Below are 24,356 nucleotides of genomic sequence, written 5' to 3' on the forward strand. Positions count from 1 at the left end.
AGCACGTCCGCGACACCACAACCTGACCATTACCCCACCCCGTCAACCCCACCCCACCAGCACAAACCAGGATGAAAAATCCCCATTGGGGCGCTCTCGGAGCCGGGCCTCGTAGGCTGCCGAGATCCTGAAGTTCCGTTCCACTGCGGTGTCCCGAACGCTCCTTTGGTGACGGCGCATGTCCCGAACGACGCGTTCGCGACATGCGCCACGCAACCAGGGTGCGCAGCGCTAGAACGGCAAGTCCGTGAAGGCCTCCTTCACGGCACTCAGCGCCGGTAAGGAGGCCTTCACTACCTCAGAGTCCATAAAGGACGCAAGGTCAGCCGAGGTCTTGGAGTTCTCGTTCCACCGCCGCCAGTTCCTCCGCGCTACCTTGGACTTTCGGGCCGGTGAACCACTTTCGCGCCGAGACGACCCACCACAACGCCGCTCCGCCGAGAACGACCAGGAACGCGATCGGCGTGTAGTTGAACGTGTCCACCGTGACCGGCGCGGCCTGCGGCAGCATGAACAGTACGAAGATCACGACGACCCACACGCTCGCGACGATCCCGATCGGCTTTCCCCACCGGCCCAGGTTCCACGGCCCCTTTTCGAACCGGTCACCCATCCGCACCCGCAGGAACACCGGGATCACATACGCCACATACAAACCAACCGTCGCGATCGACGTCACGGCCGCGTAGGCCGTCGCGCTCCACAGGTACGGCAGTGCCAGGATCAGCGCGCCACCGGTGGCGAGCCACACCGCGTTCGTCGGTGTCTGGGTGCGTTTGTTGATGCGGTGCCAGATCTTCGAGCCCGGGATCGCGCCGTCGCGCGCGAAGGCGTAGATCATCCGTGAGTTCGCCGTCACCGACGCCATCCCGCAGAACAGCTGCGCGCCGATGCAGATCAGCAGCAGGAACTTTCCGGTCACCGCGCCGGTCGCGTCGATGAAGATCTGCGCGGGTGGCACACCGGTGGCCGAGCCGACAGCGCCGTCGTAGTCCTGGATCGCGAAGGTCAGCCCGATCAGCAGGATCCAGCCCGCCACCAGCGAAACGATGATCGACGTGACGATGCCGCGCGGCCCCGCCTTGGCCGCGTTCTTCGTCTCCTCGGTCATGTGCGCGGAGGCGTCGTAGCCGGTCAGTGTGTACTGCGCCAGCAACAGCCCGAGCGCGAACACGTACACCGACGATCCCCAGCCGGTCTGGTTCTGGAAACTGCCGAACACGAACGACGCGTCCTGGTGCTTCGCCGGTACGAACACGAGCACGCCGACGATCACCAATACGCCGATCAGGTGCCACCACACGCTGACGCTGTTGAGGATCGCGACGATCCGTACGCCGAAGGTGTTCAGCGCGCCGTGCACTACCAGGATGATCGCGAGCAGCAGGATCGTGTGCCCCGGTGTCGCCGCGAAACCCCATTGCAGGTCGAGGAAGGCGTTGAGGAACAACGCCGCGCCGAAGTCGATGCCCGCGGTGACCGCGATCTGCCCGATCAGGTTGAACCAGCCGGTGAACCACGACCAGGCGGGACCGTTGCGCGGCGCCAGTTTCGCCGCCCAGTAGTACAACCCGCCCGCGGTCGGGTAGCTCGAGCAGACCTCGGCCATGCCGAGCCCGACCAGGATGACGAACAGGCCGACCAGCGGCCAGCCCCAGATCATCGCCGCCGGTCCGCCGGTCTTCATGCCGAAGCCGTACAGCGTGAGGCAGCCCGAAAGGATGGAGATGATCGTGAACGACACGGCGAAGTTGGCGAACGCCGACATCGTCCGTTTCAGTTCCTGCGCGTAGCCGAGCTGATGCAGGCGGGCGCTGTCGTCGTCGGCCGCGTCGTCGGCGGGTTTGGTGTTGGCCTGGTCGGAGACATCCATCGGGCTACCTCTCGAAAGGTATGCGGACAGACCATTGAGATCCGCAGAAAGTAGCCCGGGTCACCAGGGGTGTCAAGGTTTCGTCAAAACCCATGGTCGAGAGTGGGGCGCCAAATGCCGTTAAGGCCACCTTGCGGGCGTCAGATGCCCGCAAGGTGGCCTTAAGGGAACTTCAGACGTGGCTCAGCGGCCGAGGAAGTCGTGCAGTGATTCCAGCGCGGTGTCCGGCTGGTCGGCGAAGAAGCCGTCGACACCGGCCTTGAAGAACGCTGCCTCCTCCGCGAAGACGTTCCCGTACGCGTCGGGCTTGTCCGACGAGCGCAGGTTCTTCGGCAGGAACGGGTTTTCGTTACGGAACGTGTACGGCTGGACCTTCAGGCCCGCCGCGTGGGCGTCGCGGACGATCGCCGTCGGCTGCGTCAGATTGCCCGCCGCGTCCAGCGGGATGATCTGCGACTTCGCGGGACCGAGGTAGTCCGCGTACTTCGCGACCTCACGAAGTCCTTGCGGCGTAACAAGATCGGAATAGGTCCGCTTGTCGCCCTTCGCGACGAAGTCGGCGGGCGCACCGGTCGCGTCGGTCAGCTGCAGCAGCGGCACCCGCACCTGCTTGTGCAGGGCGATCAGGTTCGACACCTCGAACGACTGGATGATCACCGGCGCGTTGCGGCGGTTGAGCCCGTTGCGGTCGAGGATGGCCACCAGCTTCGGCTCGGTCGGGTTCCCGATCGACTGGAAGTACGTCGAGTGCTTGACCTCCGGGTAGGTCCCGACCGTCCGGTGCAGCTCGCGCGAGAGCCGCTTCGTCAGGTCGAGCACCTCCTGGTACGTCGCGATCTGGTAGCGGCCGTTGTACATCTGGTTGTTCGGCCGGTTCTGCGGGATCCGCTCCACCGCGCGCAGCGTCTTCAGCTCGGCCAGCGTGAAGTCCTCGGTGAACCATCCGGTCAGCGGTGTGCCGTCGATCACCTTCGTCGTCTTGCGCGAGGCGAATTCCGGGTGCTTCGCGACGTCGGTGGTGCCGCCGATCTCCGGTTCGTGCCGCGCGACGAGCTGACCGTCCTTGGTGGGCACGAGATCGACGTCGACCCAGTTCACCCCTTGGCGGAACGCCAGTTCGTACGAGGCGAGCGTGTGCTCGGGGCGATAGCCGGGCGCGCCCCGGTGTCCGATGATCACGGGGTCATCGTGCCCTCGGCCGTACCCCGCCGCATTCGGACTCTCCACAGTGTCCGCCGGAGCGGCACTCGCGGGCCCGACAGCCAGTCCGGCGACGCCGAGCAGGGCGAGACCGGTCAGTGCGAGCACGCCCACACGCTTGCGCTTCATCTGCAACCTCTTTCGCTTCCGGGACGGGTCCCGACTTACCGCGCCACCCTTGACAGCGCAAGCATCCGCTCGGCGTCGCTGCCCGTAAGCACGCCTGACGTCCGGGTGAACACCTCGAGGCCACCGCTGCCGTGGGTGACGGCGAAGTGTCGGCGCCGGGGACCGCCGGTACCCTGTCCGGCGTGCGCGTATTGGTAATCGGGTCCGGCGCCCGTGAGCATGCACTGGTCCTCGCGGTGTCCGGCGATCCCGCCGTCACCGCGCTCGCCTGTGCCCCCGGCAACGCCGGAACCGCCGCGGTGTCCGAGCAGCTCGGCGTCGACGCCGCCGATCCGGCGGCGGTGACCGCACTGGCCAAGGACTGGCAGGCCGACCTCGTCGTCGTCGGGCCGGAGGTCCCGCTCGTCGCGGGCGTCGCCGATGCCGTGCGCAAGGCGGGCATCGCCTGCTTCGGCCCGTCCGCCTCGGCCGCGCGGATCGAGGGCTCCAAGGCGTTCGCCAAGGACGTCATGGCGGCGGCGAACGTGCCGACGGCACGCAGCGAGGTCGTGGACACGCCCGCTCGGCTCGACGCGGCGCTCGGCCGCTTCGGCCCGACCTGGGTGGTCAAGGACGACGGGCTCGCCGCGGGCAAGGGTGTCGTGGTCACCAAGGACATCGAGGTCGCGCGCAAGCACGCCCTGATGCTGCTCGACGGCGGCCACCCGGTCCTCCTGGAGTCCTTTTTGGACGGTCCGGAGGCGTCGCTGTTCTGCTTCGTCGACGGACACACCGTCGTCCCGCTGCTGCCCGCGCAGGATTTCAAGCGTGTGGGTGACGGCGACGCCGGCCCGAACACCGGCGGTATGGGCGCGTACGCCCCGCTGGGCTGGGCGCCGGAAGACCTCGTCGACGACGTCGTCGCGAGGATCGTGCAGCCGGTCGTCGACGAACTCGTCGCGCGCGACGCGTCCTTCTCCGGGCTGCTGTACGCGGGTCTCGCGCTGACGTCCGAAGGCCCGCAGGTCATCGAGTTCAACTGCCGCTTCGGCGATCCCGAAACGCAGGTCGTGCTGGCGCTGCTGGAGTCCCCGCTCGCCGGCCTGCTGCACGCGACCGCGACCGGCAAGCTCGCCGAGCACCCGCCGCTCGAGTGGTCCGGTGGCGCCGCGGTGACCGTCGTGGTCGCCGCGGACGGCTACCCCGGTAAACCCCGTACGGGTGACGTCATCACCGGCGGGGAGCTGGAAGGTGTCCTGCATGCGGGCACGCGCCGCCGCGACGACGGCGCTGTCGTTTCCTCCGGTGGCCGCGTGCTTTCGGTCGTCGGCACCGGTCGCACGCTCAAGGCCGCGCGCAAGCACGCGTACGAGATCGTCGAGAAGGTGCACCTCGCCGGTTCGCACCACCGCACGGACATCGCCCTGCGCGCGGTGAACGGCGAGGTCACGGCCCCGGTGGCAGATCAGCACGCGTGAATCTCCGGCGGGACGGAACCGGACGGCGGCGAACTTCGCCGAATTGAGGCCGTCGCTACACGCGCGTTGGTAGCCTCGATGCAGCCAGCCGGTGACCGTCCGTATCACGTCAGGGGAACGCATGCCAGGAACCCCAGCCACCACAGAGGGACTCGACCTGACCGGTGCCGTCCCCGTGGCGCCGGGCGTCGCCGACGTCATGGTCGACCCGGAAAAGCTGCTCGCCGTCGCGAAAGTGGTGGAGGAGCAGGTCAAGGCGCTCGAGGACAAGCTGCTCACGCGGCTCGGCCGGCTGCGCATCGACAGTCCGTCGGCGGACATCGTCAGCACCCATGCCGTCGAGGCCTGGAACGGGCTGGTCGCGGACGGGGACCAGTCGTACGCGGGGCAGGTCCGGGAGTACGTGGCCGGGCTGCACCGGCTCGTCGCCCAGCTTCGTGAGGCCGCGAAGAAGTACCACACGGGCGAGGCGGACAAGGCCGCGGCACTCAGGGAGCGCGGTGGCCACCGCACGTAGGCACGGCCTGTGGCTCGCCGGTGGCGTCCTCGTCACCGCGACACTCGCGGGCTGCTCGTCCAGCACGGACGGCACCCCTTACCCGGTGGAGACCGCGGCCAGTTCGCTCGCGCAGCGCGCGAAAGCCGCGGAACTTCCGGCGCGCCCCAAGGATCTTCCGGTCAAGGGCGTCGATCCGTGTTCGCTGCTGAGCCAGCCGCAGCTGGCGCAGCTCAAGATCACCGGCGCGCCGCGTCCGGCCGCCGATCAGCCGGACGGGCCGACCTGCGTGCTGGACGCGAAGGACACCGAACCGTTCTTCGCCTACCACGTCCGCACGATCGGTGCGGACGTCTCCGAATGGCTCACCGGTGCCCGGCGCAAGAACAGTATGACCACGCAGCCGAACCCCGTCGGCGGATTTCCCGCGATCACGAACTTCCGGGCCGCGGGCACCCCTGCCGACTGTGAAACGCTCGTCGGCGTCGCCTCCGGGCAGACGCTCGTGGTGCAGGCGTTCGCGATCAGCGCGGGCGCGTTCACCCAGCCGCGGCTGTGCGAAATGTCCGCGCAGGCGGCCGATCTCGCCCTGCAGACCTTGAAAGCACGTAACTGAGGGAGCGCGCGTGAAGATCTCCGAGCTCGCGGGCAGGATCCGCGACCAGCGTTTCGACGGCTGGACCAACACCGCGATCGCCACCGAGATCGAGCGGATGACCACCGGCGACGGCATCGGCAGCATCGGTGTCGCGGTGGACGCGCTGAAGTCGGTCGCCGACGCCCTCGCGCAAACCGATCACACCCTGCGCACCGAGCTGGCCAAGATGGGCGTCGAATGGCAGAGCCAGGCGGGCGGCCAGGCCGGGCAGGTGTTCACCGAGCAGGCCGGGTTCTCCCAGGACGCGAAGGTGAAGGTGACCCACGCCGCCGAGATGATCTTCGCGCAGGGCGAGGCGTTCAACCGGGCGCGGTACAAGCTTCCCGACGCCGAAACCGTGCGCAAGGGGGCGGGCGGATTCACCTTCGGTGACACCGTGCTGAGCCTGATCGGGTTCGAGACCGACCACGCGCGTCAGGTCAGCGCCGCGAACAACGCCAGGGGGCAGGCGCTCGCCGCGTTGAACGAATACGCCAAGGAGAGCGGGGAAAACCTGCTCTCCACCGAGACGTTGAGCAAGCCGGAGGCGCTCAAAGCCGCGCCTGTCGGTGACTTCGGCGCGACCGCGCTCGCCGGTTCGGCGGTCGACCTGACCCCGGACGGCAGCGTGAAACCCGCGGCGGCGGAGGTCCGCTCGCAGTACGTCGAGCCGCCGCCGCAGGCGCAGCCCGTGCGCTACCAGGCCCCGGCACCCGCGCCGGTCGACCCGCCGACCCCGGCCTACGGCATCGCGGCGCAGGCTCCCCGGCAGACCGCTTCGGGCAGTCCGGCCGGCTATCAGCCCACCGCACCGAGTTCTGCCCCGACGGCACCGGCCGGTGTTCCGAAGCAGTCGGCTCCGGCGCCCAGCGGCTGGGTGAACGCGCCCGGGCGCGGACCCACCGAGTCCGCGCCCGCGCGGCCGGGTCTCGCGCCCACGCCCGCGGTGCCTCCTACGACCGGCGAGTTCGTCCCGCCCGGCGCGCCGGGCAGCCCGGCCGTCGGCGGCACCACCGGCGTCGGCGGTTCCGGTGGCACGGGCGGTGGCCCCGGTGGCGGCCCTGGTCCGACCGGTAGCCAGCAGCCGGGACGTCCTGTGGTCCCCGGTGGCGGCGCCGCGCTGCCCGGCGGCACGACCGGTGCCGACGGCTCGCTGGGACGTGGAGTGCCCGGAAGCTCCGACACCCGCGGCGATCAGGCGCTCGGCAAGGGCCGCACGGTCGGCGCCGCGCCCCAGTTCCCCGGCCAGGCACCGCAGCCGGGGCTCGTCAGCGGCTCCGGTGTCGTGGCGCCGAAACCGGTGGGGTCCGCGGGCGAACTGGGCGCGGGTGCGGCCGCGATCGGCGCGGGCGGAATCGGTGGCGCGCTGAGCGGTGAGCGGGATCGGCAGGGCCGCGGCTTCGGCTCCGGGGGTTCCGGCAGGGGCAAGGTCGGCCCGCTCCCGGTCGGCGAACTGCCGGAGGAGGAGGCGGTCGCGTTGCGGAAGTCGGAGCAGATCAGCCCGAAGCAGTCGCGTGGTGACGCCAAACTGCTCTCCAAGGCCGCGCCGCAGGACGGCCAGGAGCCCGAGGACGCCGAGCACGTGCGCCGGTACGGCGTGGACGACAAGGACCTGTTCGAGGACCAGCGCATGGTGTCCCCGGACGTCATCGGCGACAAGGATGTGCGCTGACCGTGCCCGCCGAGAACGGCAGCCTCGTGCTGTCCGCGCTGGAGTTCGACATGCTCTGGGAGGCCGAAGGCCTGCCACAGCGCCACGTCGCGCTGGACGTGCCGACTCCGGGCGTCACCCACACCGAGCGGGCGGAACTGGTCGAACAGGCCTGGTCGTCACTGGCCGCGCGGCGCCTCGCCCGCGGCCACCGCGCGACCGGCGAACTGGTCGACATGTTCCACCTGCTGGCGCGTCCGCAGCTCGCGGTCGACGTCTGGGTGTGGGCGGAGCGGGAGATCCGCGGCCGCGCCGTCAGCCTCGGCCGTCAAGCGCTGCTGGGCGTGGTCGACGAGGGGCAGGTCTGGCTGATCCCGGCCCGCGAAGGCATGCTGCCCGAGGCCGCGGTCTCGGTCGCCGGCGAACTGGACCCCGGCGTCGGCCAGGCCGTCAGTGTCCCGCACGACGTGCTGATGGCCGCCGACGCCGATGCCCGTGGTGAGGCGAAAGCCCTGGTCACCGCCTTGGAGGATCGGCGGATCCCGCTGTTTCAGGCCCAGGAACTGGCGGGGATGCTGCTCGGCCAGGAAGCTCGCGGCCAATTCGGCGCCGAACGCATCGGCCGCGACGGCGTCGCCCACCGAACCTCGCGCGTCGTCGCCTTCTACGACACGGATGCCGGACGGTACCTGTTCCAGCTCGGCAAGGACGCCGACGGCAGCGACTGGGCGACCATCGCCCCGGCCGACAACGCACTGCTCGCCGACCGGGTCCGGGAACTGCTCGCCGAAGCCTGAATCTGCTCGCCGGGGTGGAGTTTGGTGAAGATCCGCACACGGGGCGCAGCCGAAGTCTTACAGTATGCGCGGGAACCGTCCTGGTCGTGCCGACGTCACACCAGGTGGACGCAAGCTTCGAAGGGGATGACGAACCGTGCCTGTGTATGACCCGGATTCCATGGGCATTGCCGCCAAGCAGGTCGAGAAGCTCAAGGACGAGTTCGAGAAGTCCAAGAACAAGGTCACCGGCATGGACCACGAGAAGGAAAGTCCCTTCGGCGGTCTGACCGGCGCGAACGACGCGCACGGCGCGGTCGGCCAGTTCAAGCAGGGCGTGCACAAGGAATTCGACGCGGCGGGCAAGCTCATGGAGGCCACCAGCTTCGCGCTGCGTAAGGCCGCCGGGCTGATCGCGGAGACGGACCAGGTGGCGAAGAGCGACGTCACGCTGCACCAGACCGGGAACCACTGAGGGGGACACAGCTGTGGGTTTGAATACTGGCAGCGTGGGGGCACCGGACAACTGGGGCGCGTTCACGCAGAAGGTCGACCAGGTCTCCAAAATCAATCTTGACGCGATTCACAACGCGTCGGTGCAGTTCCATGAGGCTGCCAAAAATGCGGGCGACCACAGTGCTGCGTTCAAGTCGGCGACCGATGCTCTGAACGGTGGGGTCTGGTCCGGCCCTGCCGCGGACAACTTCGTCAACTATGTCAAGTCGATCACGACTGCGGGCGCGAAGGTACAGAGTCACCTCGAAGACGTCGGCCGGGACCTCGACGGGCTCGTGACCGATCTTGGCGATATCAAGAAGAAAGCGCACGACAAACTCGTCGATGCCGAGAAGGCGGTCAACGACCGCATCGGCAAGGCGGAAGCGGACATCGCCAAGGCGAAGATCGCTGCCGACGCGCACGCCAAGGATGCGAACAAACCCGCTCCGAACCCGGACGAGGGCGCCATTCGCAAACAGGCGCAGACCGATATCCACACCATCACCGCCGGGTTCGACGGTGATGTCGCGGGGCTTCTCGACGCGGCGAACAAGCAGATCGAGAAGTCCCAGGAGCTGATGAAGACTCAGATCGAGGGTGGGTACAAGGACGTTCCACCGCCGGGCAAGGACGGGACGATTCCGCAGAGCACCGGTGGCATCCACAGCAACGGCGCCATGTCGAACCACGGCGGCGGAGGCGGCGGTGGAGGGGGCGGCGGTGGTGGAGGCGGTGGCCTCGGCCCCAGCGGCGGGCCGCCTTCGTCGCCACCGCCGGGCAACGTGCAGCAGTGGATCCAGGAGGCGATCAAAGCGCTGCAGGCCGCCGGGGTGAACGTCACCGAGGCCGACATCCCCAATATCTGGGCCATTATCCAGCACGAATCGGGCGGTAATCCCAACGCGATCAACAACTGGGATTCCAATGCCGCTGCCGGGCACCCGTCGAAGGGGCTCATGCAGTGCATCGACTCGACGTTCAACTCGCACAAGCTGCCCGGGCACGACAACATCTACAACCCGGTGGACAACATCATCGCGGGCGTGAAGTACTCGATCAGCCGATACGGTTCGATCGCCAACGTCCCCGGTCTGAAGGCCATGGCGCACGGCGGTGCCTACCAGGGTTACTGAGCCGAAGTCCGTGAAGGCCACATTGAGGTTTTCTCAGTAATGGTCGGTTGCATTCGATACGGGCGACGGCTGTTGCGGGCTTTCGGCCTGGTCGGCACTCCAGGCTTTGCTGGTGGGCACTTTCCCCGGGGCATGCGCGGGGATGTCCGAGGGACGCCCTGGGTGCATCCACCGCACCCAGGGACGCCCTTGACGCACCCCAGGCCAGCGCACCCCAGGCGTCCTGCAACACAACCGGCAGCACACACGGCCCCAGAATCCTTAGCGAGAGAACCACATTGAGAGACTCCTGGTCCCTCAATGTGGCATTCACGGATCGTCAGTAGTCCTTGAGGCGGACGGTGTTGGCGGATTCGGTCAGCGGCTGCATCGCCTTTCGCATGATTTGGCTGCGGAAGGGCAGATAACGCAGCGCGCGCAGGCTCTGGATCTGCCGCCATTGCGCGGCGCGGGTCTGGCTGCGCTTGTTCGACATCGCCAGTTCCTGGTTCTTCAGCACGAACGGCCGCATGATCTCCGTGTACCGAGCGAACGCCGTGTGGTGGTCGCCGTGCGCGGCTCGCAGTTCGCCCGCCAGGACGTACGCGCCGACGAGTGCCAGGCTGGTTCCCTGGCCGGACAAGGGCGACGGGCCGTATCCCGCGTCGCCGACCAGGGTGACGCGATCGGCGGTCCAGGAATCCATGCGCACCTGGCTCATCGAGTCGAAATACAGGTCCGGTGCCGAGCGCATTTCCCGCAGCAGTCGCGGAATTTCCCAGCCGCCGCCCAGAAACGCGTCCGCGATCAGCTTTTCCTGCTGGGCGCGGTCGTGGTGGTCGTAGTCCAGCACCGGCGATTCGAAGCCCAGCATCGCCCGCGTTTCCGTGTTGCCCCGCGCGCTGTAGACGCCGGCGAGTCGTCCCGGCGACATGTGGAAGGCCTGCCAGCGGTCCAGGTTCAGGTAGTTCGGCATGGTGAACACGCTCAGATACGTGTCCAGATGGTGCAGATAACGCGTTTCCGGCCCGAACGCCAGCCGCCGTACCGCCGAGTGGATACCGTCCGCGCCGACCACGAGGTCGAACGTGCGGGAGGTGCCGGAGGCGAACGTGACGTCGACGCCGTCGGGGGTCTGGGTCAGTCCCGTGATCGAGTCGCCGAAGACGTACTCGACGCCGTCGGTCGCCGCGTAGAGGATGTCGGTGAGTTCGTCGCGCAGGATCTCGACGTCCTCGCTGTCGACGAGACCACCGGTCAGCGTGTGCTCGGTGACGTCCACCAGCTTCCGGCCGCGGGCGTTGTACCAGGACATCCCGCGCATGTCGGTGCTGAGCCGCCGGATGTCGGCCAGCACGCCCATTCGCTCGACGACGCCGAGCGCGCTGCCCCGGATGTCGATCGCGTGCCCGCCGCGCCTCGGCGCTTCGGCGCGCTCGACGACGGTCGGCCGGAAGCCGTGCCGGCGCAGCCAGTAAGCCAGGGTGATCCCGGCAACGCCCGCACCCGAGATCAGGATGTTCCGCTCGGTCATGATATCTCCCTGTGTACGTCGCTTCGAAGTTCGCTGCGTACAAGGTATGCATGAGGGCTAACATTGACCTAGAGCTGCGAAAAGGCGATGTATGAGCACTAGTGCGGAGAACGCTCGCGACCAGTAGCGCACTAGGCTCTGAGGAGCGATCGCACTAGTGCACTAGGAGGAGAAATGGGCCCTCAACCGGACCCGCCCTACCGCCGGATCGTCACCGAGATCCGGCGGCGGATCGCCGCGGGCGAGCTGGCGCCGGGCGCACGCGTGCCGTCGACCCGCCAGATCGTCAAGGACTGGGGCGTCGCGATGGCCACCGCGACCAAGGTGCTCGCGACCCTGCGGGACGAAGGGGTCGTGGTCACCCGTCCCGGCGCGGGGACCGTCGTCGCCGAGGCGCCCGAGCGTCGCGTGCCGAAGCGGGAGGCCGAACTTTCCCGCGAAAGCATCGTGCGGGCCGCCGTCCGCATCGCCGACACCGAGGGCATCGGCGCGCTCGCGATGCGGCGGATCGCGTCGGAACTCGGTGTCGCCACGATGGCGCTCTACCGTCATGTGCCCAAGAAGGACGATCTCGTGCTCGAAATGGCCGACCTCGTCCTCGGCGAAGTCACCTTCCCGGCGACGCCGCCGGAGGGCTGGCGGGCGCAGCTCGAACTGCTGGCCACGCGTCAATGGCAGCTGTTCCGGCGGCATCCCTGGCTCGCGCAGGCGCTTTCGGTCACCCGCCCGCAGCCGCTGCCGAACCTGCTCGACCACGCCGAATGGGCCGTCCGCGCGCTCGACGGCCACGGCCTCGCGCATTCGACGATCATGTACGCGCACATCACGCTGTTCAACTACGTCCGTGCGACGGCGCTGAACTTCGAGTGGGAGGCCGAAGCCGAGGCCGGGTCCGCGCGCTCGGACGAGGAATGGCTGGCCGAACACGAGCCCGTGCTGTTCGAGCTGATCGCCCAGGGCCGCTACCCGTCCTTCGCCGCCGTCATCGCCCGCGGCGACTTCGACTTCGAGCTGGATCGGCTGTTCGGGTTCGGCCTGCAACGCCTGCTCGACGGCTACGGGACCTTGATCGCCCGCACCGCGGCACATCGGGGCCGGCCCCATCAGCCGGGTTAGCCTGCAGGACATGGTCGACCTCGGTGCTTTCGCCGGGCCCGCGCTGCGGGCCGGAGTTCCCCCGTTCCACGTCATGGACGTCCTTTCCGCGGCACAGGCCCGGCAGCGCAGCCATGGTGATCTGGTCGCGCTCTGCGCGGGCCAGCCGTCGGCGCCCGCCCCCGCGCCCGTGCTCAAGGCCGCGCAAGAAGCTTTGTCGACGCGGACCCTCGGGTACACCGAACAGCTCGGCATTCCCGAGCTGCGCGAAGCGGTGGCCGGGCATTACCAGCGGAAATACCGGCTCGACGTCTCCTCGCAGGACGTCGTCATGACGACCGGTTCCTCCGGCGGCTTCCTGCTGTCGTTCCTCAGCGCGTTCGATCCCGGCGCTCGGGTCGCGATGGCAAGGCCCGGCTACCCGGCCTACCGGAACCTGCTGCATGTGCTCGGCTGCGAGGTCGTCGAGTTCGCCACCGGCCCGGAGACGAACTTCCAGCCCACGGTGGCCCTGCTCGACGAACTCGGCCCGATCGACGGGCTCATCGTGGCCGCCCCGAGCAACCCGACCGGTACCGTGCTGCCGCCCGGTGAGCTGGCCGCGATCAGCGGCTGGTGCTCGTCCCACGGCGTCCAGCTGATCAGCGACGAGATCTACCACGGCATCTCCTACGGCGCACCGCCCGAGGTACGTATTCCCGCCGAGGGCGCATCGACACAGTTGGATTGTGCCTGGCAGTACGGGCACGAGGCGCTCGTCCTCGGCAGCTTCTCGAAGTACTTCGCGATGACCGGCTGGCGGCTCGGCTGGATGCTGGTGCCGCAGCGGCTCCACCGCGCCGTCGACGTCCTGACCGGCAACTTCACCATCTGCCCGCCCGCGGTCTCGCAACACGCCGCCGTCGCCGCGTTCACACCGGAGTCCTATGCCGAGGCCGACGGCCACGTCGAGCGCTACCGCGCCAACCGCGACCGGCTCTTCGCCGGGTTACGTGAGGTGGGAATCGACAAGCTCGCCCCCGCCGAAGGGGCCTTCTACGCCTACGCCGACGTGTCCGCGTACACCACCGACAGCCTGAGCTGGTGTCAGCGGCTGCTCGCCGACACCGGCGTCGCCATCGCACCCGGCGTCGACTTCGACCCGGTCGACGGCGGGAAGTTCGTGCGGTTCTCGTTCGCGGGCTCGGCCGAGGACATCGACGAGGGCGTCCGGCGCATCGGTGCCTGGCTCGGCTGAGGACGTCCGGACACGTTCAGGGGGAACCCGGAGATCCCCCTGAACGTTGGCCGGTTCGAGAGAGTTTTCGCGTCGAGGGTGGGACGCTGGCCATACCGGGCCGGCAGGGCGCGGGGACGCAATCGGAGGAGCCATGTTCTGGAAGATCGTCGGAGCGCTTGTCGTCGCGTGGGTGGCGTTCATGGTGCTCGGCTCGGTGATCGGGTTCGTGTTCAAGGCGATCCTGTGGATCGCCGTGATCGGCGGGGTGCTGTTCCTCGGCGCCGCCGGCTACCGCGCGATCACCGGCAAGAAGGACCCCAGGCGCATCAATCAGTGAAACCGGTGAGCTGACGGCCGGTCACGGGATCCGCGCCACGCCTGCCAGCGACGTGAAGTTCACGGGCGCCAGCTTGGCGAGGCGCGGCCCCTCCGGCCACCACTGGTGTGGATAGGTCAGCCCGGGCTTGACGAGATCCAAGCCGTCGAAGAACGACTCGATCTCCTCGCGGGTGCGGTAGAGCGTGTCGAGCCCGGTACCGCCGAAGCGCTTCTCCAGCGCCGTCGCCACGTCGGCGGCTTCGCTCCCGTCGGCGGGGTTGTGCTGGTGCAGCAGGACGAGGTACGAACCCGGCGCCATTGCCTCGACGTAGGCCTTCACCACGTTCCGCGCCCGTTCGAGGTCGGTGATGTGGTGGATGATCGCGCACATGATCAGCCCCGTCGGCTTGCGGAAGTCGAGGTTCCGCACCAGCGTCTCGTCGGACAGCGTGGCGTCGGGATCGAGCAGGTCGCTGCCGGAGATGTGGGTGTACTCGTTCTCTTCGAGCAACGCGCGGCCGTACGCCTGCACGACCGGGTCGTTGTCGACGTAGACGACGTGCGCCTCGGAGTTGTACCGCTGCGCCACCTGATGCGTGTTCTCCACGGTCGGGAAGCCCGAGCCGAGGTCGAGGAACTGGTCGATCCGCATCCGCTCGGTGAGAAACCGGACCGCGCGCACGAGCCAGGCCCGCACCTCCTTCGCCATCCTCGACGAGTCGGGCGCGATGTCCAGAATCTGCCGCACCACCGCGCGGTCGACCGCGTAGTTGTCCTGCCCGTCCATCAAGGCGTCGAAAACCCGCGCGATGCTCGGCCGATCGAAGTCGGACGGCAGCACGGCCGGCCGGCGATCGGACGGCGGATCGTGTGCGGGCATGTCACCTACCGCGGGAAGTCGGTTTGGGTGAAGCCAGCTTAGGCCCACGCTATTGACCCTGTGTAGGCGGATCTGCCGTGTGGGTGATTTTCAGCCGAGCGCGGCCTTCGCCGCGTCGGCACCGTCCCATACGTGGGCCCGGATTCCGAGCGCCACCGCCGCGTCCACATTGGACTTTCGATCGTCGAAGAAGAGACAGTCCGCCGGTGCCGCGCCGAGCCGGTCGAGCAGGATCCGGTAAATCCGCTCGTCCGGTTTCACGCAGCCCAGATCGCCGGAGAACAGCGTGACGCGGAAATGCCGCGCCCAGTCCTGTGCCCGCGCCCAGCGGCCGAAGGACGACGGCGCGTTGGACAGCAGCGCGAGCGCCGCGCCCGCCTCGCCCAGCGTGTCCAGCAGTTCGGCCGAGGACGGTTCGAGATGGGACCAGCCTTCGACATCGATGCTGGTCAGCTCCTCGCTCTTCGCTTCGTCGACCTCGACGCCGAGCGCCTTCCCGACCGACTGCCAGTACTCGAGGTCGCCGCAGCCGCGGTCGTACGGCTCCCGCAGCGCCCAGTAGTGCTCCTCCAGCCGCCCGGCCTCGACACCCAGCGTCGCGGCGAGTTTCGGCAGCGCGGCGGTCCGCCTGCTCAGCACGTCGCCGTAGTCGAACACGATCCAGTTCATCGATCCCCCATCAGTTCAGGCACCGGCCTTGATGCGGCGCAGTGCTTCTTCGACGTCGGCGGCGGACAGGTCGCGGTGCAGCACGAACCGCACCCGGCCCGCCATCGGGAGTGCCAGGATGCCGAGCGAGCCGAGCCACTCCAGCGCCGCCGGGACGTCGGCGACCTCGGCGAGCACGATGTTGGTCTCCGGGGTCACCACCGGCCAGCCGTGCTCGGCGACACCGGCCGCGAGCCGGCGGGCGTTCTCGTGGCTCTCGGCCAGCTCGTCCACGCGGTCGAGTGCGACGAGGCAGGCGGCCGCGAGCACCCCGCCTTGGCGGACCCCGCCGCCGAGCATCTGCCGCGTCCGCCGCGCCTGCTCGACGAAGTCCGGCGTTCCCGCCACGACCGAGCCGACCGGCGCGCCGAGGCCCTTGCTGAAGCAGGCCGACACGGTGTCGACGCCGACGGTCAGCGCGGCGGGCGGCACTCCGAGCGCGACCGCGGCGTGCCAGATCCGCGCGCCGTCGAGGTGGACTTTCAGCCCGGCCTGCTTGGCCACGGCGAGCAACCGCGCGTGCTCGTCCGGCGGAGTCACCGCCCCACCCGCCGCGTTGTGCGTGTTTTCCAGGCACAGCAACGAAGTGCGCAGTGTGTAGTACGGGCCCTGCGCGCCGATCGCCAGTTCGAGGGCCTCGGCGGTGGCCCGGCCGGGCCCGGCGTCGTGTTCCAGTGGTTCCGGCATCCCGCCCGCGAGCCACGCGGCGGAGCCGAGTTCGTTGTTCAGCACGTGGGCGCCGCGCATCGCGAGGAACCGGTCGCCGCGGCGCAGGTGCGCGGTCAGCGCGATCAGGTTGGCCATCGTGCCGCTCGGGACCCACAGCGCGGCGGGCATGCCCAGCACTTGCGCCGCGCGCCGTTCGAGTTCGGCGATCGTCGGATCGGTGTCGATGACGTTGTCGGCGACCTCGGCCGCGGCCATCGCCCTGCGCATCGTTTCATCCGGCCGGGTGACAGTGTCGGAGCGGAAGTCGAGCGGCTGTGGCGTCCAGGTCACGGTCCGATCACATCACACGGGCCGTGCGTGGATCAATGCGGCAGGAGGCTGGTCGAACTTCGCGGGCCGTGCAACCGTGGACGCCCCCGGTTCCGTCCTACCGCCGACGACAAACAGAGTGGAGCACGACTGCGCGTGGACCAGCGCGACGAGCAGGAGTTCGCGGAGTACTTCGCCGCAAGGCGGGACGCCGTGCGCCGGACCGCGTACATGCTCTGCGGCGACTGGCATCGCGCGGACGACCTCGCGCAGACGGCGTTCGTGGCGCTGCACCGGAGGTGGAAGAAGATCAGGGATCGCGGGGCGACGGACGCCTACGTGCGCAAGACCCTGGTACGGGCGTCGATCGACGAGTCCCGGCGCCCGTGGCGGCGGGAACGGCAGACCGACGAGCTGCCCGAGCCCGCACAGGACGGGCCCGGCCTCGCCGAACGTGTCGCCACCAGGGAAGACCTGCTCGCGGCGTTGCGCGAGGTACCGCCGAAGCAGCGCGCGGTCCTGGTCATGCGCTTCTTCGAAGGGCTCGACGTCAGTGCCGCCGCGAAGGCGCTGGGCTGCAGCGAGGGCAACGTCAAGAGCCAGACCGCGCGCGGGCTGGCGAATCTGAAACAGGTTCTGGAACGGGAGGTGGAGACCAATGGATGAGCGCGACCTCGAGACGTTGTTCTCCGCCGCGCCCGGCGAACCACCGCCCTCGACCTTCAGCGAATCCGACGTCGTCGCCGAGTCGAAGCGGCAGACGGCGCGGCGCCGTTCGCGTCTCGCCGTGTCGACGAGTGCGGTCGTCCTCGTCCTCGCGGGGGCGGGAATTTTCGGAATTGTGTCGAATGCCCAGTTCGGGGCACCGGATTCGGCCTCCTCGGGGGTCAGGGCGAACTCGGCTCCGGCCCCGGAGCAACCGAGCGCGGGGCCCGCACGTCCATCGGGTGAGTCACCGAACTTCTCGTCGGCGTCGCCCCAGCAGGGGGGCGACGGAGACGGGAGGACCGGCCCTCGGGTCGAAGGCACCTCCGGGTGCGAGCAGGTAGACCGGGAGCTCGCCACAGCCCTCGCTGGCGAGCTCCCGGTCCCTGTCGCCGCCGATGGGGCTTCACCGGGCGGCGCCTGTACGACGGGCGCCCGGGCCGCGGGGTTCCCGCTGCCCGACGGCATCATCTCCGCCGCGGTTTTCCCCGCCGGAATCCCGGCCGAAGTGCCGCGGCAGCCCGCAGGTGCGTCGATCACGCGGCTTCCGGCCCGCAGCGGCGGGACGGTGGTGCTGATCAGCGTCGCGGGGACGCCGGGGCGGCCGGTCCCCTTCGCGGGTGACCTCGGCCGCATCGCGGGTGACCTCGCCGCGCGGTTCTGACCGGGTGCCGCGGGCGGAGCTGGCACAATGAAGGCCCATGACCGCTGCTGCCACCACGCCCAAGGGTGAACGCCGGCGCACCGCGCTCGCCGAGGCGGCGGCGGAGCTGCTGGCCGAAGGCGGATTCGACGCCGTGCGCCACCGCGCGGTCGCCGAACGCGCCGGCCTGCCCCTTGCCTCCACGACGTACTACTTCGACTCGCTCGAAGACCTCGTCACCACCGCCGTCGAGCACCACTCCCGGATCGAACTCGCCGCCGGGCGTCGTCGGCTGGAGGAGATGGCCACCCGCAACCGCGGGGTCCAGGCGACCATCGAGCTGGCGCTGGACATGCTGCTCGGGCCCGCCACCGGGGATCCCGAGACCGACGCCGAGGCGGTGCTGCTGCGGTACGAGCGGCTGGTCGCCACCGGCCGCCGGAAGTACCTGCGGCCGATCATGCGGACGCTGAGCGAGCAGTTCAAAGAGCTGCTGATGGAGACGTTCACCAGGTCCGGGACCCCGGTGACCGACGCCGAGCTGGAGAAACTGGTCGCGCTGGTCGACGGCGCCGTGGTCAACGCGCTGATCGAGGTCGACCCCGATCCGCGCGCCGCGGCGGCACGCATGCTGCGGACCGCCCTGACCGAGAACGCCGGGGTCAGCTGAACAGCACGCAGCTGGGCCGGGGGGTCGGATAGCGCGCCGGTTCGCCGGAGCCGTCGAGCGGGAACACGGTGATCGCGTCGTCGTTCTGCGCCGCCACGAAACACATCCCGTCGGCCAGTGCGAAATGGCGTGGCTCGGCGCCGCTCGGATGGTCGGTGGCCGCGAGGGCCGCCGGGTCGAGGGTGAACTCCGTGACGCAGTCCGGTCCGCGACTGGACAGGTACAGCCGGTCGCCGTCCAGCTCCACGTGCGCGACCAGGTTCGGTGTGGTGTCCGCGGCGTGCGTCGACGGCGTGACCGCAACGACCTCGAACGCGCCGGGCCTGATCTCGCGCATCGTGACCAGCGTCCCCGCCAGCTCGCCCACGACGTAGGCGAGATCCGTCCCGGGCCGCCGGATCAGCTGTCGCGGTCCGGTGCCGGAGGGCACCGTCGAGACCGCGAACTCATGGAGCTTTCCCTCCGGGGAGAGCCGGTAGCTGCGGATTTCGTCGGTGCCGAGGTCGACCGCGCTGACGATCGTGCCGAGATCGTCGATGCCCGGCACCGCCATGTGCACGTGGGCGCTGTCCTGCCTGCCCTCCGCCGGGCCACGTCCGGTGTGCCGCACCAGATCCGTCCGGCCGGTGATCCGTCCGTCGCTGTCGAGCCCGAACACCGCGAGGCTGCCGCTGGAATAGTTGGCGCACAACAGAAATCGGCCGTCCTGGGTGACCGCGAGATGACACGGGTCGGCGCCGCCGCTGTCGACGGTGTCCAGCGCGATGAGCGTGCCGGAGTCCTCGATACGGACCGACGTGATCGCGCCGTCCGCGGTTTCGTTGGCCGCGTACAGCATCGGCAGCGCCGGGTGCCGGGTCAGCCAGGACGGCGACTCCATCGGCAGTGTCCCCGCGTGGGTCAGCTGGCCGGTGGCCGAGCGGCGGAAGATCACGATGCCGGTGGGCCCGTAGCCACCTACGAGGACAAGATCCATGGCGCCGAGTGTTCCGGCCGCCTGCGGCTGGACGCAAGCACGCCGAGTATCGTGAGGTCGTGACGGACAAGCCCCGCATTCCGAACGTGCTCGCCGCCCGCTACGCCTCCACCGAGCTGGTCTCGCTGTGGTCGCCGGAGCGCAAGGTCGTGCTGGAGCGCGAGCTGTGGCTCGCCGTGCTCCGCGCGCAGGCCGACCTCGGGGTCGCGGTGCCGAGCGGCGTCGTCGCCGACTACGAGCGGGTGCTGGAGCAGGTCGACCTCGATTCGATCGCCGCCCGCGAGCGCGTCACACGGCACGACGTCAAGGCCAGGATCGAGGAGTTCAACGCGCTGGCCGGGCACGAGCACGTCCACAAGGGAATGACCTCGCGGGACCTTACCGAGAACGTCGAACAGCTGCAGCTGCTGCGTTCCCTCGAGCTGATGCGGACCCGCGTCGCCGCGGTGCTCTCGCGGCTGGCGGCACTCGCCGTCGAGCATGCCGACCTGGTGATGGCCGGTCGCTCGCACAACGTCGCCGCGCAGGCGACCACGCTGGGCAAGCGGTTCGCCACCGCCACCGACGAACTGCTCGTCGCGTTCGCCCGGCTGGACAACCTGATCGAGCGGTACCCGCTGCGGGGCATCAAGGGCCCGGTCGGCACCGCGCAGGACATGCTCGACCTGCTCGGCGATGAGTCCACTTTGGACGCGCTGGAGTCGCGGGTGGCCGAGCATCTCGGCTTCAAACAAGGATTCGTCAGCGTCGGCCAGGTCTATCCGCGGTCGCTCGACTTCGACGTACTGTCCACTGTGGTCCAGCTGGCGGCCGCGCCGTCGAGCCTGGCCAAGACGATCCGGCTGATGGCGGGGCACGAGCTGGTCACCGAGGGCTTCAAGCCCGGCCAGGTCGGCTCGTCGGCGATGCCGCACAAGATGAACACGCGTTCCTGTGAGCGGGTCAACGGCCTCGCCGTCGTGCTGCGCGGGTACCTGTCGATGATCGGCGAACTCGCCGGCGACCAGTGGAACGAGGGTGACGTCTCCGACTCCGTGGTCCGCCGGGTCGCGCTGCCGGACGCGTTCTTCGCGCTCGACGGCCTGCTGGAGACGTTCCTCACGGTGCTCGCCGAGTTCGGCGCCTTCCCCGCGGTGGTCGAACGCGAACTGGACCGTTATCTGCCGTTCCTCGCCACCACGAAGGTGCTCATGGCGTCGGTGCGGGCCGGGGTCGGCCGGGAGACCGCGCACGAGGCGATCAAGGAGAACGCCGTCGCCGTCGCGCTGGAAATGCGCGAGCGCGGGCTGGCCGAGAACGATCTGCTGGACCGGCTCGCCGCCGACGAGCGCATCCCGCTGGACCGCGGTGAGCTGGACAAGCTGCTCGCCGACCGGATCTCGTTCACCGGGGTCGCGCCGCGCCAGGTCGAGGAGGTCGCGCGGCGGGTCGAAGCGGTGCTGGAGCGCTTCCCGGAGGCGCGCGAGTATGCGCCTCAGCCCATCCTGTGAGCAAGGGCACCTGAAACCGTTCACAGAGTGAGACGGAATTACTCGAACGGGCGAAATCCCTAATCTCGACCGCTGGAAACCGGAGCGCCGGGCCGCCTACCCCGCGGCCTGGCGTGTTGTATCGCGCATGCGCGCGCCTACCCACGGAAGAAGCGATGAGATCCACGCTGTCGAGAATTGCCGCCGTCGTCACCACCGGAGCGCTCGCGCTGAGCCTCGCGGCCTGCGGCTCGTCGTCGGGCGCCGCCGGCACGGACAAGAAGACGCTGCGGGTGGGCACGCTGAGTGACGCGCCGCCGTCGATCTACCTGCAGAACGGCACCTTCACCGGGTACGACAACGAGCTGCTGCGCGACATCGCCAAGCGCGAGGGGTTCGAGGTCGAGTTCGTCGGCACGGAGTTCGCCGGCCTGCTCGCCAGCGTCGCGAACGGCAAGTTCGACATCGGCAGCTCGACCATCTCGACCACCGATGCGCGCAAGAAGACCGTCGCGTTCACCAACGGCTACGACGTCGGCTACACCACGATCGTGACCAAGAAGGACGCGAACCTCAAGGACCCGGCCGCGTTCGCCGGGAAGCGGCTCGGCGTGGTCCAGGCCTCGGTCCAGGACGAGTTCGCCGGGAAGATCGCCGGTGCGAACGTGGTCCGGTTCCCGGACTACAACGCCGGTTTCGCGCAGCTGAAGAACGGCACGCTGGACGGCTGGGTGGTGCCGAAGGACATCGGCCAGCAGTATCTCGACCAGAACCCGGCCGTGCCGCTGGAGTTCGGCTTCACCCAGCCGAACAAGGACACGCCGTCGGCCTACGCCGTCGCGAAGACCAACAAGGACCTGATCGCGAAGCTGAACGACGGCATCGCCAAGGCGATCGCGGACGGCACGGTCGCGCGGCTGCACGCGCAGTTCTTCAAGCAGGCCCCGGTGGCGCCCGAACTCGAACAGGGCGGCGCCGGCCTCCCCGTGACCAACCCCGGAGTGTGACGTCGTGAAGAAGATCCTGCTCGCCACACTGGCCGCCGGTCTGGTCGCGACGCTCAGTGCCTGCGGTTCGGGCGACGCCTCCGACACCCTCCGGGTCGGCACCCTCGGTGACGCGCCGCCGAACGTGTTCGTCAAGGACGGCGCGTACACCGGGTTCGACAACGAGCTGCTCCGTGCCATCGCGGCGAAGAAGAACCTCAAGCTGGAGTTCTCCGCGACCGAGTTCTCTTCGCTGCTCGGCCAGGTTTCGTCTGGCCGCTACGACATCGCCAGCTCGGCGATCGCGCAGACCGAGGAACGCAAGAAGACCGTCGACTTCTCGGATGCCTACGACTTCGAGACGATGAGCATCCAGACGAAGCAGGGCAGCCCGATCACTGAAGAGAAGGGCCTGTCGGGCAAGCGGGTCGCGGTGATCCAGGCGACCGTTGGCGACAAGTGGCTGACCAGTACGGTGCCGGACGCGCAGCCGGTGCGGTTCCCCGACTACGCCGCCGCGCTGACCGCGCTGAAGACCGGGGCCGTCGACGCGTACGTGCTGGACCAGAGCATCGCCGAGAAGAACGTCACCGAGAACCCGGACGCGAAACTCGCGGTCGTGAAGAGCTTCACCACCGACGTGCCGCACGGTTTCGCCGTCCGCAAGGGCAACGCCGACCTGCTGACGAAGCTGAACGACGGGCTCAAGCAGGTGATCAAGGACGGTACGTGGCTTAAGCTCCATCAGCAGTTCCTGCCGACCGCTCCGGTGCCGACCGGGTTTGGAAGCTGAGGAGTGACATGAGGAAGACTTTGGTCACGGCGGTAGCCGCGACACTGCTGGCCGCGCTCACCGCGTGCGGCGGCGGTGGTGGCTCCGAGGGCAAGACGTTGCGGGTCGGCACGCTGAGCGACTCCCGGCCGAACGCCTATCAGGAGAACGGCAACTACACCGGTCTGGACAACGAGCTGCTCCGGGCCATCGCGGCCAAGGTGAACCTCAAGGTGGAGTTCGCCGCGACCGACTTCTCGGCGCTGCTCGGCCAGGTCGCCAACGGCACGTACGACATCGGCAGCGCGAGCGTCGCGCAGACCGAGGCGCGGAAGAAGACGGTGGACTTCTCGGCGCCGTACGCCTACCAGGCGCTCGGCATCGAGACCAAGGAAGGCACGCCGATCACCGACGAGAACTCGTTGGCGGGCAAGCGGATCGGCGTCGTGCAGGGCACGGCCTCGGACACCTGGCTGGCCGCCAACGCCCCGACGGCGCAGCCGGTCCGTTTCCCCAGTGACGCGGCGGTGCTGAGCGCGCTCAAATCGTCCGGTGTGGACGGTGCGGTGTTCGACCAGGCGTCGGCCGAGGACTACGCGAAGTCCAATGCGGACTCGAAGTTCAAGGTCGCGAAGGTCATCACGACGAACATCCCGCTCGGCTACGCGGTGAAGCACGGGAACTCCGAACTCCTGAACAAACTCAACGACGGGATCAAGCAGGTCGTCGCGGACGGCACGTGGGAGAAACTGTTCAAGCAGTTCGAACCGAACACGCCGATTCCCGCCGACTTCAAGGTCAGCAAGTAAATGGATCAGTTCTTCACCACCTTTCTCAACTGGGAATACATCTGGCAGGTCTTCCCCGATCTGCTCAAGACGGGCATCTGGAACACCCTGATCCTCGCCGTGGTTTCGGCGGTGATCGGCACCCTGCTGGGCATGGTCGTCGCGGTGATGGGCCTGTCCACGAAGAAGTGGCTGCGCTGGCCCGCGCGGGTGTACACGGACATTTTCCGTGGCCTGCCGGCGATCCTGACGATCCTCGTGATCGGCCAGGGCCTCGGCACGCTCGCGCGCGACATCGTCGGCACGAACCCGTATCCGCTGGGCATCCTGGCGCTGAGCCTGATCGCGGCGGCCTACATCGGCGAGATCTTCCGGTCCGGCATCCAGAGTGTCGAAAAAGGACAGCTGGAAGCCAGCCGCGCGCTGGGGATGAGCTACACCAAGGCGATGGCGCTGGTCGTCATCCCGCAGGGCGTGCGGCGGGTGCTGCCCGCGCTGGTGAACCAGTTCATCTCGCTGATCAAGGACTCCAGCCTGGTGTACTTCCTCGGCCTGCTGCCCGAGCAGCGCGAGCTGTTCCGGATCGGGCAGGACCTCGCGGCGAACACCGGGAACCTGTCGCCGCTGGTCGCGGCCGGGTTCGTGTACCTGGTGATCACGATTCCGCTGACGCACCTGGTGAACTACATCGACAAGAAGCTGCGGACCGGGAAGAAGGTCGACACCGTGGATCCCAGCACGGAGTACACCCCGGCCAACTATTCGGGTGGAGGTGTTCCCCAGTGA

General features: G+C 68.8%; 25 protein-coding genes. 18 read left to right on the forward strand and 7 right to left on the reverse strand.

Annotation, left to right across the window (positions count from 1 at the left end; translation table 11 throughout):
- Window positions 1–322: 322 nt before the first annotated feature.
- Both ACFW0G_RS33680 and ACFW0G_RS33685 read right to left on the reverse strand, forming a co-directional pair.
- A complete protein-coding gene (locus ACFW0G_RS33680) occupies window positions 323–1,873 on the reverse strand; it encodes an amino acid permease (protein ID WP_378329508.1) in 1,551 nt (516 codons plus the stop codon).
- Window positions 1,874–2,056: 183 nt separating this feature from the next.
- Window positions 2,057–3,202, reverse strand: a complete 1,146-nt coding sequence (locus ACFW0G_RS33685) for a glycerophosphodiester phosphodiesterase (RefSeq protein WP_378329509.1) — start codon at window positions 3,200–3,202, stop codon at window positions 2,057–2,059.
- A gap of 182 nt (window positions 3,203–3,384) precedes the next feature.
- Between ACFW0G_RS33685 and purD the strand changes: the two genes are divergently transcribed.
- From purD to ACFW0G_RS33720, 7 genes are all read left to right on the forward strand, one after another.
- The gene (gene purD / locus ACFW0G_RS33690; RefSeq protein WP_378329510.1) at window positions 3,385–4,659 is read left to right on the forward strand and encodes a phosphoribosylamine--glycine ligase; all 1,275 of its coding nucleotides are present in this window, start codon (window positions 3,385–3,387) and stop codon (window positions 4,657–4,659) included.
- 121 nt (window positions 4,660–4,780) lie between these two features.
- The gene (locus ACFW0G_RS33695; RefSeq protein WP_378329511.1) at window positions 4,781–5,176 is read left to right on the forward strand and encodes a PE domain-containing protein; all 396 of its coding nucleotides are present in this window, start codon (window positions 4,781–4,783) and stop codon (window positions 5,174–5,176) included.
- The gene (locus tag ACFW0G_RS33700; RefSeq protein WP_378329512.1) at window positions 5,160–5,771 is read left to right on the forward strand and encodes a DUF3558 domain-containing protein; all 612 of its coding nucleotides are present in this window, start codon (window positions 5,160–5,162) and stop codon (window positions 5,769–5,771) included. Before ACFW0G_RS33695 ends, ACFW0G_RS33700 begins: the two co-directional genes overlap by 17 nt.
- A 10-nt stretch (window positions 5,772–5,781) precedes the next feature.
- Window positions 5,782–7,464 carry a hypothetical protein gene (locus tag ACFW0G_RS33705; protein ID WP_378329513.1) on the forward strand — a complete coding sequence of 561 codons (1,683 nt, stop codon included), beginning with the start codon at window positions 5,782–5,784 and terminating at the stop codon, window positions 7,462–7,464.
- A gap of 2 nt (window positions 7,465–7,466) precedes the next feature.
- The gene (locus ACFW0G_RS33710; protein ID WP_378329514.1) at window positions 7,467–8,240 is read left to right on the forward strand and encodes an ESX secretion-associated protein EspG; all 774 of its coding nucleotides are present in this window, start codon (window positions 7,467–7,469) and stop codon (window positions 8,238–8,240) included.
- A gap of 136 nt (window positions 8,241–8,376) precedes the next feature.
- A complete protein-coding gene (locus ACFW0G_RS33715; protein WP_378329515.1) occupies window positions 8,377–8,694 on the forward strand; it encodes a hypothetical protein in 318 nt (105 codons plus the stop codon).
- Window positions 8,695–8,707: 13 nt separating this feature from the next.
- A complete protein-coding gene (locus tag ACFW0G_RS33720; RefSeq protein ID WP_378329516.1) occupies window positions 8,708–9,850 on the forward strand; it encodes a transglycosylase SLT domain-containing protein in 1,143 nt (380 codons plus the stop codon).
- 319 nt (window positions 9,851–10,169) lie between these two features.
- Here ACFW0G_RS33720 and ACFW0G_RS33725 read toward each other — a convergent pair whose 3' ends face one another.
- Complete coding sequence (locus tag ACFW0G_RS33725; RefSeq protein WP_378329517.1) at window positions 10,170–11,363, reverse strand: FAD-dependent monooxygenase; 1,194 nt, start codon at window positions 11,361–11,363, stop codon at window positions 10,170–10,172.
- Window positions 11,364–11,537: 174 nt separating this feature from the next.
- Between ACFW0G_RS33725 and ACFW0G_RS33730 the strand changes: the two genes are divergently transcribed.
- The 3 genes from ACFW0G_RS33730 to ACFW0G_RS33740 all read left to right on the forward strand — a co-directional run bounded on the left by ACFW0G_RS33730 (window position 11,538) and on the right by ACFW0G_RS33740 (window position 14,014).
- Window positions 11,538–12,479 carry a TetR/AcrR family transcriptional regulator C-terminal domain-containing protein gene (locus ACFW0G_RS33730; protein ID WP_378329518.1) on the forward strand — a complete coding sequence of 314 codons (942 nt, stop codon included), beginning with the start codon at window positions 11,538–11,540 and terminating at the stop codon, window positions 12,477–12,479.
- A 10-nt stretch (window positions 12,480–12,489) separates the two neighbouring features.
- Complete coding sequence (locus tag ACFW0G_RS33735; RefSeq protein ID WP_378329519.1) at window positions 12,490–13,695, forward strand: pyridoxal phosphate-dependent aminotransferase; 1,206 nt, start codon at window positions 12,490–12,492, stop codon at window positions 13,693–13,695.
- Between the two features lie 133 nt (window positions 13,696–13,828).
- Window positions 13,829–14,014, forward strand: coding sequence for a hypothetical protein (locus tag ACFW0G_RS33740; RefSeq protein WP_378329520.1), 186 nt, complete (start codon window positions 13,829–13,831; stop codon window positions 14,012–14,014).
- A gap of 21 nt (window positions 14,015–14,035) precedes the next feature.
- Here ACFW0G_RS33740 and ACFW0G_RS33745 read toward each other — a convergent pair whose 3' ends face one another.
- The 3 genes from ACFW0G_RS33745 to ACFW0G_RS33755 form a co-directional block, all read right to left on the reverse strand.
- Window positions 14,036–14,875 carry an SAM-dependent methyltransferase gene (locus ACFW0G_RS33745; protein WP_378329521.1) on the reverse strand — a complete coding sequence of 280 codons (840 nt, stop codon included), beginning with the start codon at window positions 14,873–14,875 and terminating at the stop codon, window positions 14,036–14,038.
- Between the two features lie 90 nt (window positions 14,876–14,965).
- A complete protein-coding gene (locus tag ACFW0G_RS33750; RefSeq protein WP_378329522.1) occupies window positions 14,966–15,544 on the reverse strand; it encodes an HAD family hydrolase in 579 nt (192 codons plus the stop codon).
- Window positions 15,545–15,559: 15 nt separating this feature from the next.
- Window positions 15,560–16,582, reverse strand: a complete 1,023-nt coding sequence (locus ACFW0G_RS33755; RefSeq protein WP_378329523.1) for a threonine aldolase family protein — start codon at window positions 16,580–16,582, stop codon at window positions 15,560–15,562.
- Window positions 16,583–16,717: 135 nt separating this feature from the next.
- Between ACFW0G_RS33755 and ACFW0G_RS33760 the strand changes: the two genes are divergently transcribed.
- The 3 genes from ACFW0G_RS33760 to ACFW0G_RS33770 are packed head-to-tail and all read left to right on the forward strand — an operon-like array spanning window position 16,718 to window position 18,579.
- Complete coding sequence (locus ACFW0G_RS33760) at window positions 16,718–17,227, forward strand: SigE family RNA polymerase sigma factor (protein ID WP_378329524.1); 510 nt, start codon at window positions 16,718–16,720, stop codon at window positions 17,225–17,227.
- Window positions 17,220–17,930 carry a hypothetical protein gene (locus ACFW0G_RS33765; RefSeq protein WP_378329525.1) on the forward strand — a complete coding sequence of 237 codons (711 nt, stop codon included), beginning with the start codon at window positions 17,220–17,222 and terminating at the stop codon, window positions 17,928–17,930. The genes ACFW0G_RS33760 and ACFW0G_RS33765 overlap by 8 nt, the downstream gene beginning before the upstream one ends.
- 37 nt (window positions 17,931–17,967) lie before the next feature.
- A complete protein-coding gene (locus ACFW0G_RS33770; protein WP_378329526.1) occupies window positions 17,968–18,579 on the forward strand; it encodes a TetR/AcrR family transcriptional regulator in 612 nt (203 codons plus the stop codon).
- Here the strand turns inward: ACFW0G_RS33770 and ACFW0G_RS33775 are convergent.
- A complete protein-coding gene (locus tag ACFW0G_RS33775) occupies window positions 18,572–19,555 on the reverse strand; it encodes a lactonase family protein (RefSeq protein ID WP_378329527.1) in 984 nt (327 codons plus the stop codon). The genes ACFW0G_RS33770 and ACFW0G_RS33775 overlap by 8 nt on opposite strands.
- A gap of 59 nt (window positions 19,556–19,614) precedes the next feature.
- Between ACFW0G_RS33775 and purB the strand changes: the two genes are divergently transcribed.
- The 5 genes from purB to ACFW0G_RS33800 all read left to right on the forward strand — a co-directional run bounded on the left by purB (window position 19,615) and on the right by ACFW0G_RS33800 (window position 24,356).
- Window positions 19,615–21,045 carry an adenylosuccinate lyase gene (gene purB / locus ACFW0G_RS33780; RefSeq protein ID WP_378329528.1) on the forward strand — a complete coding sequence of 477 codons (1,431 nt, stop codon included), beginning with the start codon at window positions 19,615–19,617 and terminating at the stop codon, window positions 21,043–21,045.
- A gap of 155 nt (window positions 21,046–21,200) precedes the next feature.
- Window positions 21,201–22,031 carry a substrate-binding periplasmic protein gene (locus ACFW0G_RS33785; RefSeq protein WP_378329529.1) on the forward strand — a complete coding sequence of 277 codons (831 nt, stop codon included), beginning with the start codon at window positions 21,201–21,203 and terminating at the stop codon, window positions 22,029–22,031.
- 4 nt (window positions 22,032–22,035) lie between these two features.
- Window positions 22,036–22,803: a transporter substrate-binding domain-containing protein gene (locus tag ACFW0G_RS33790; protein ID WP_378329530.1), complete on the forward strand. Its 768-nt coding sequence runs from the start codon at window positions 22,036–22,038 to the stop codon at window positions 22,801–22,803.
- A gap of 8 nt (window positions 22,804–22,811) precedes the next feature.
- A complete protein-coding gene (locus ACFW0G_RS33795) occupies window positions 22,812–23,591 on the forward strand; it encodes a substrate-binding periplasmic protein (RefSeq protein ID WP_378329531.1) in 780 nt (259 codons plus the stop codon).
- Window positions 23,592–24,356, forward strand: a complete 765-nt coding sequence (locus ACFW0G_RS33800; protein WP_378329532.1) for an amino acid ABC transporter permease — start codon at window positions 23,592–23,594, stop codon at window positions 24,354–24,356.

The organism is Amycolatopsis sp. NPDC058986 (assembly GCF_042741125.1).
GTDB lineage: Bacteria > Actinomycetota > Actinomycetes > Mycobacteriales > Pseudonocardiaceae > Amycolatopsis.

Excerpts from the sequence above, each read along its gene's own strand:
- ACFW0G_RS33680 (WP_378329508.1), bottom strand. The coding sequence starts at position 1,873 with ATGGATGTCTCCGACCAGGCCAACACCAAACCCGCCGACGACGCGGCC.
- ACFW0G_RS33685 (WP_378329509.1), bottom strand. The coding sequence starts at position 3,202 with ATGAAGCGCAAGCGTGTGGGCGTGCTCGCACTGACCGGTCTCGCCCTG.
- ACFW0G_RS33695 (WP_378329511.1), top strand. The coding sequence starts at position 4,781 with ATGCCAGGAACCCCAGCCACCACAGAGGGACTCGACCTGACCGGTGCC.
- ACFW0G_RS33725 (WP_378329517.1), bottom strand. The coding sequence starts at position 11,363 with ATGACCGAGCGGAACATCCTGATCTCGGGTGCGGGCGTTGCCGGGATC.
- ACFW0G_RS33730 (WP_378329518.1), top strand. The coding sequence starts at position 11,538 with ATGGGCCCTCAACCGGACCCGCCCTACCGCCGGATCGTCACCGAGATC.
- ACFW0G_RS33735 (WP_378329519.1), top strand. The coding sequence starts at position 12,490 with ATGGTCGACCTCGGTGCTTTCGCCGGGCCCGCGCTGCGGGCCGGAGTT.
- ACFW0G_RS33740 (WP_378329520.1), top strand. The coding sequence starts at position 13,829 with ATGTTCTGGAAGATCGTCGGAGCGCTTGTCGTCGCGTGGGTGGCGTTC.
- ACFW0G_RS33745 (WP_378329521.1), bottom strand. The coding sequence starts at position 14,875 with ATGCCCGCACACGATCCGCCGTCCGATCGCCGGCCGGCCGTGCTGCCG.
- ACFW0G_RS33750 (WP_378329522.1), bottom strand. The coding sequence starts at position 15,544 with ATGAACTGGATCGTGTTCGACTACGGCGACGTGCTGAGCAGGCGGACC.
- ACFW0G_RS33765 (WP_378329525.1), top strand. The coding sequence starts at position 17,220 with ATGGATGAGCGCGACCTCGAGACGTTGTTCTCCGCCGCGCCCGGCGAA.
- ACFW0G_RS33770 (WP_378329526.1), top strand. The coding sequence starts at position 17,968 with ATGACCGCTGCTGCCACCACGCCCAAGGGTGAACGCCGGCGCACCGCG.
- ACFW0G_RS33775 (WP_378329527.1), bottom strand. The coding sequence starts at position 19,555 with ATGGATCTTGTCCTCGTAGGTGGCTACGGGCCCACCGGCATCGTGATC.
- ACFW0G_RS33785 (WP_378329529.1), top strand. The coding sequence starts at position 21,201 with ATGAGATCCACGCTGTCGAGAATTGCCGCCGTCGTCACCACCGGAGCG.
- ACFW0G_RS33795 (WP_378329531.1), top strand. The coding sequence starts at position 22,812 with ATGAGGAAGACTTTGGTCACGGCGGTAGCCGCGACACTGCTGGCCGCG.
- ACFW0G_RS33800 (WP_378329532.1), top strand. The coding sequence starts at position 23,592 with ATGGATCAGTTCTTCACCACCTTTCTCAACTGGGAATACATCTGGCAG.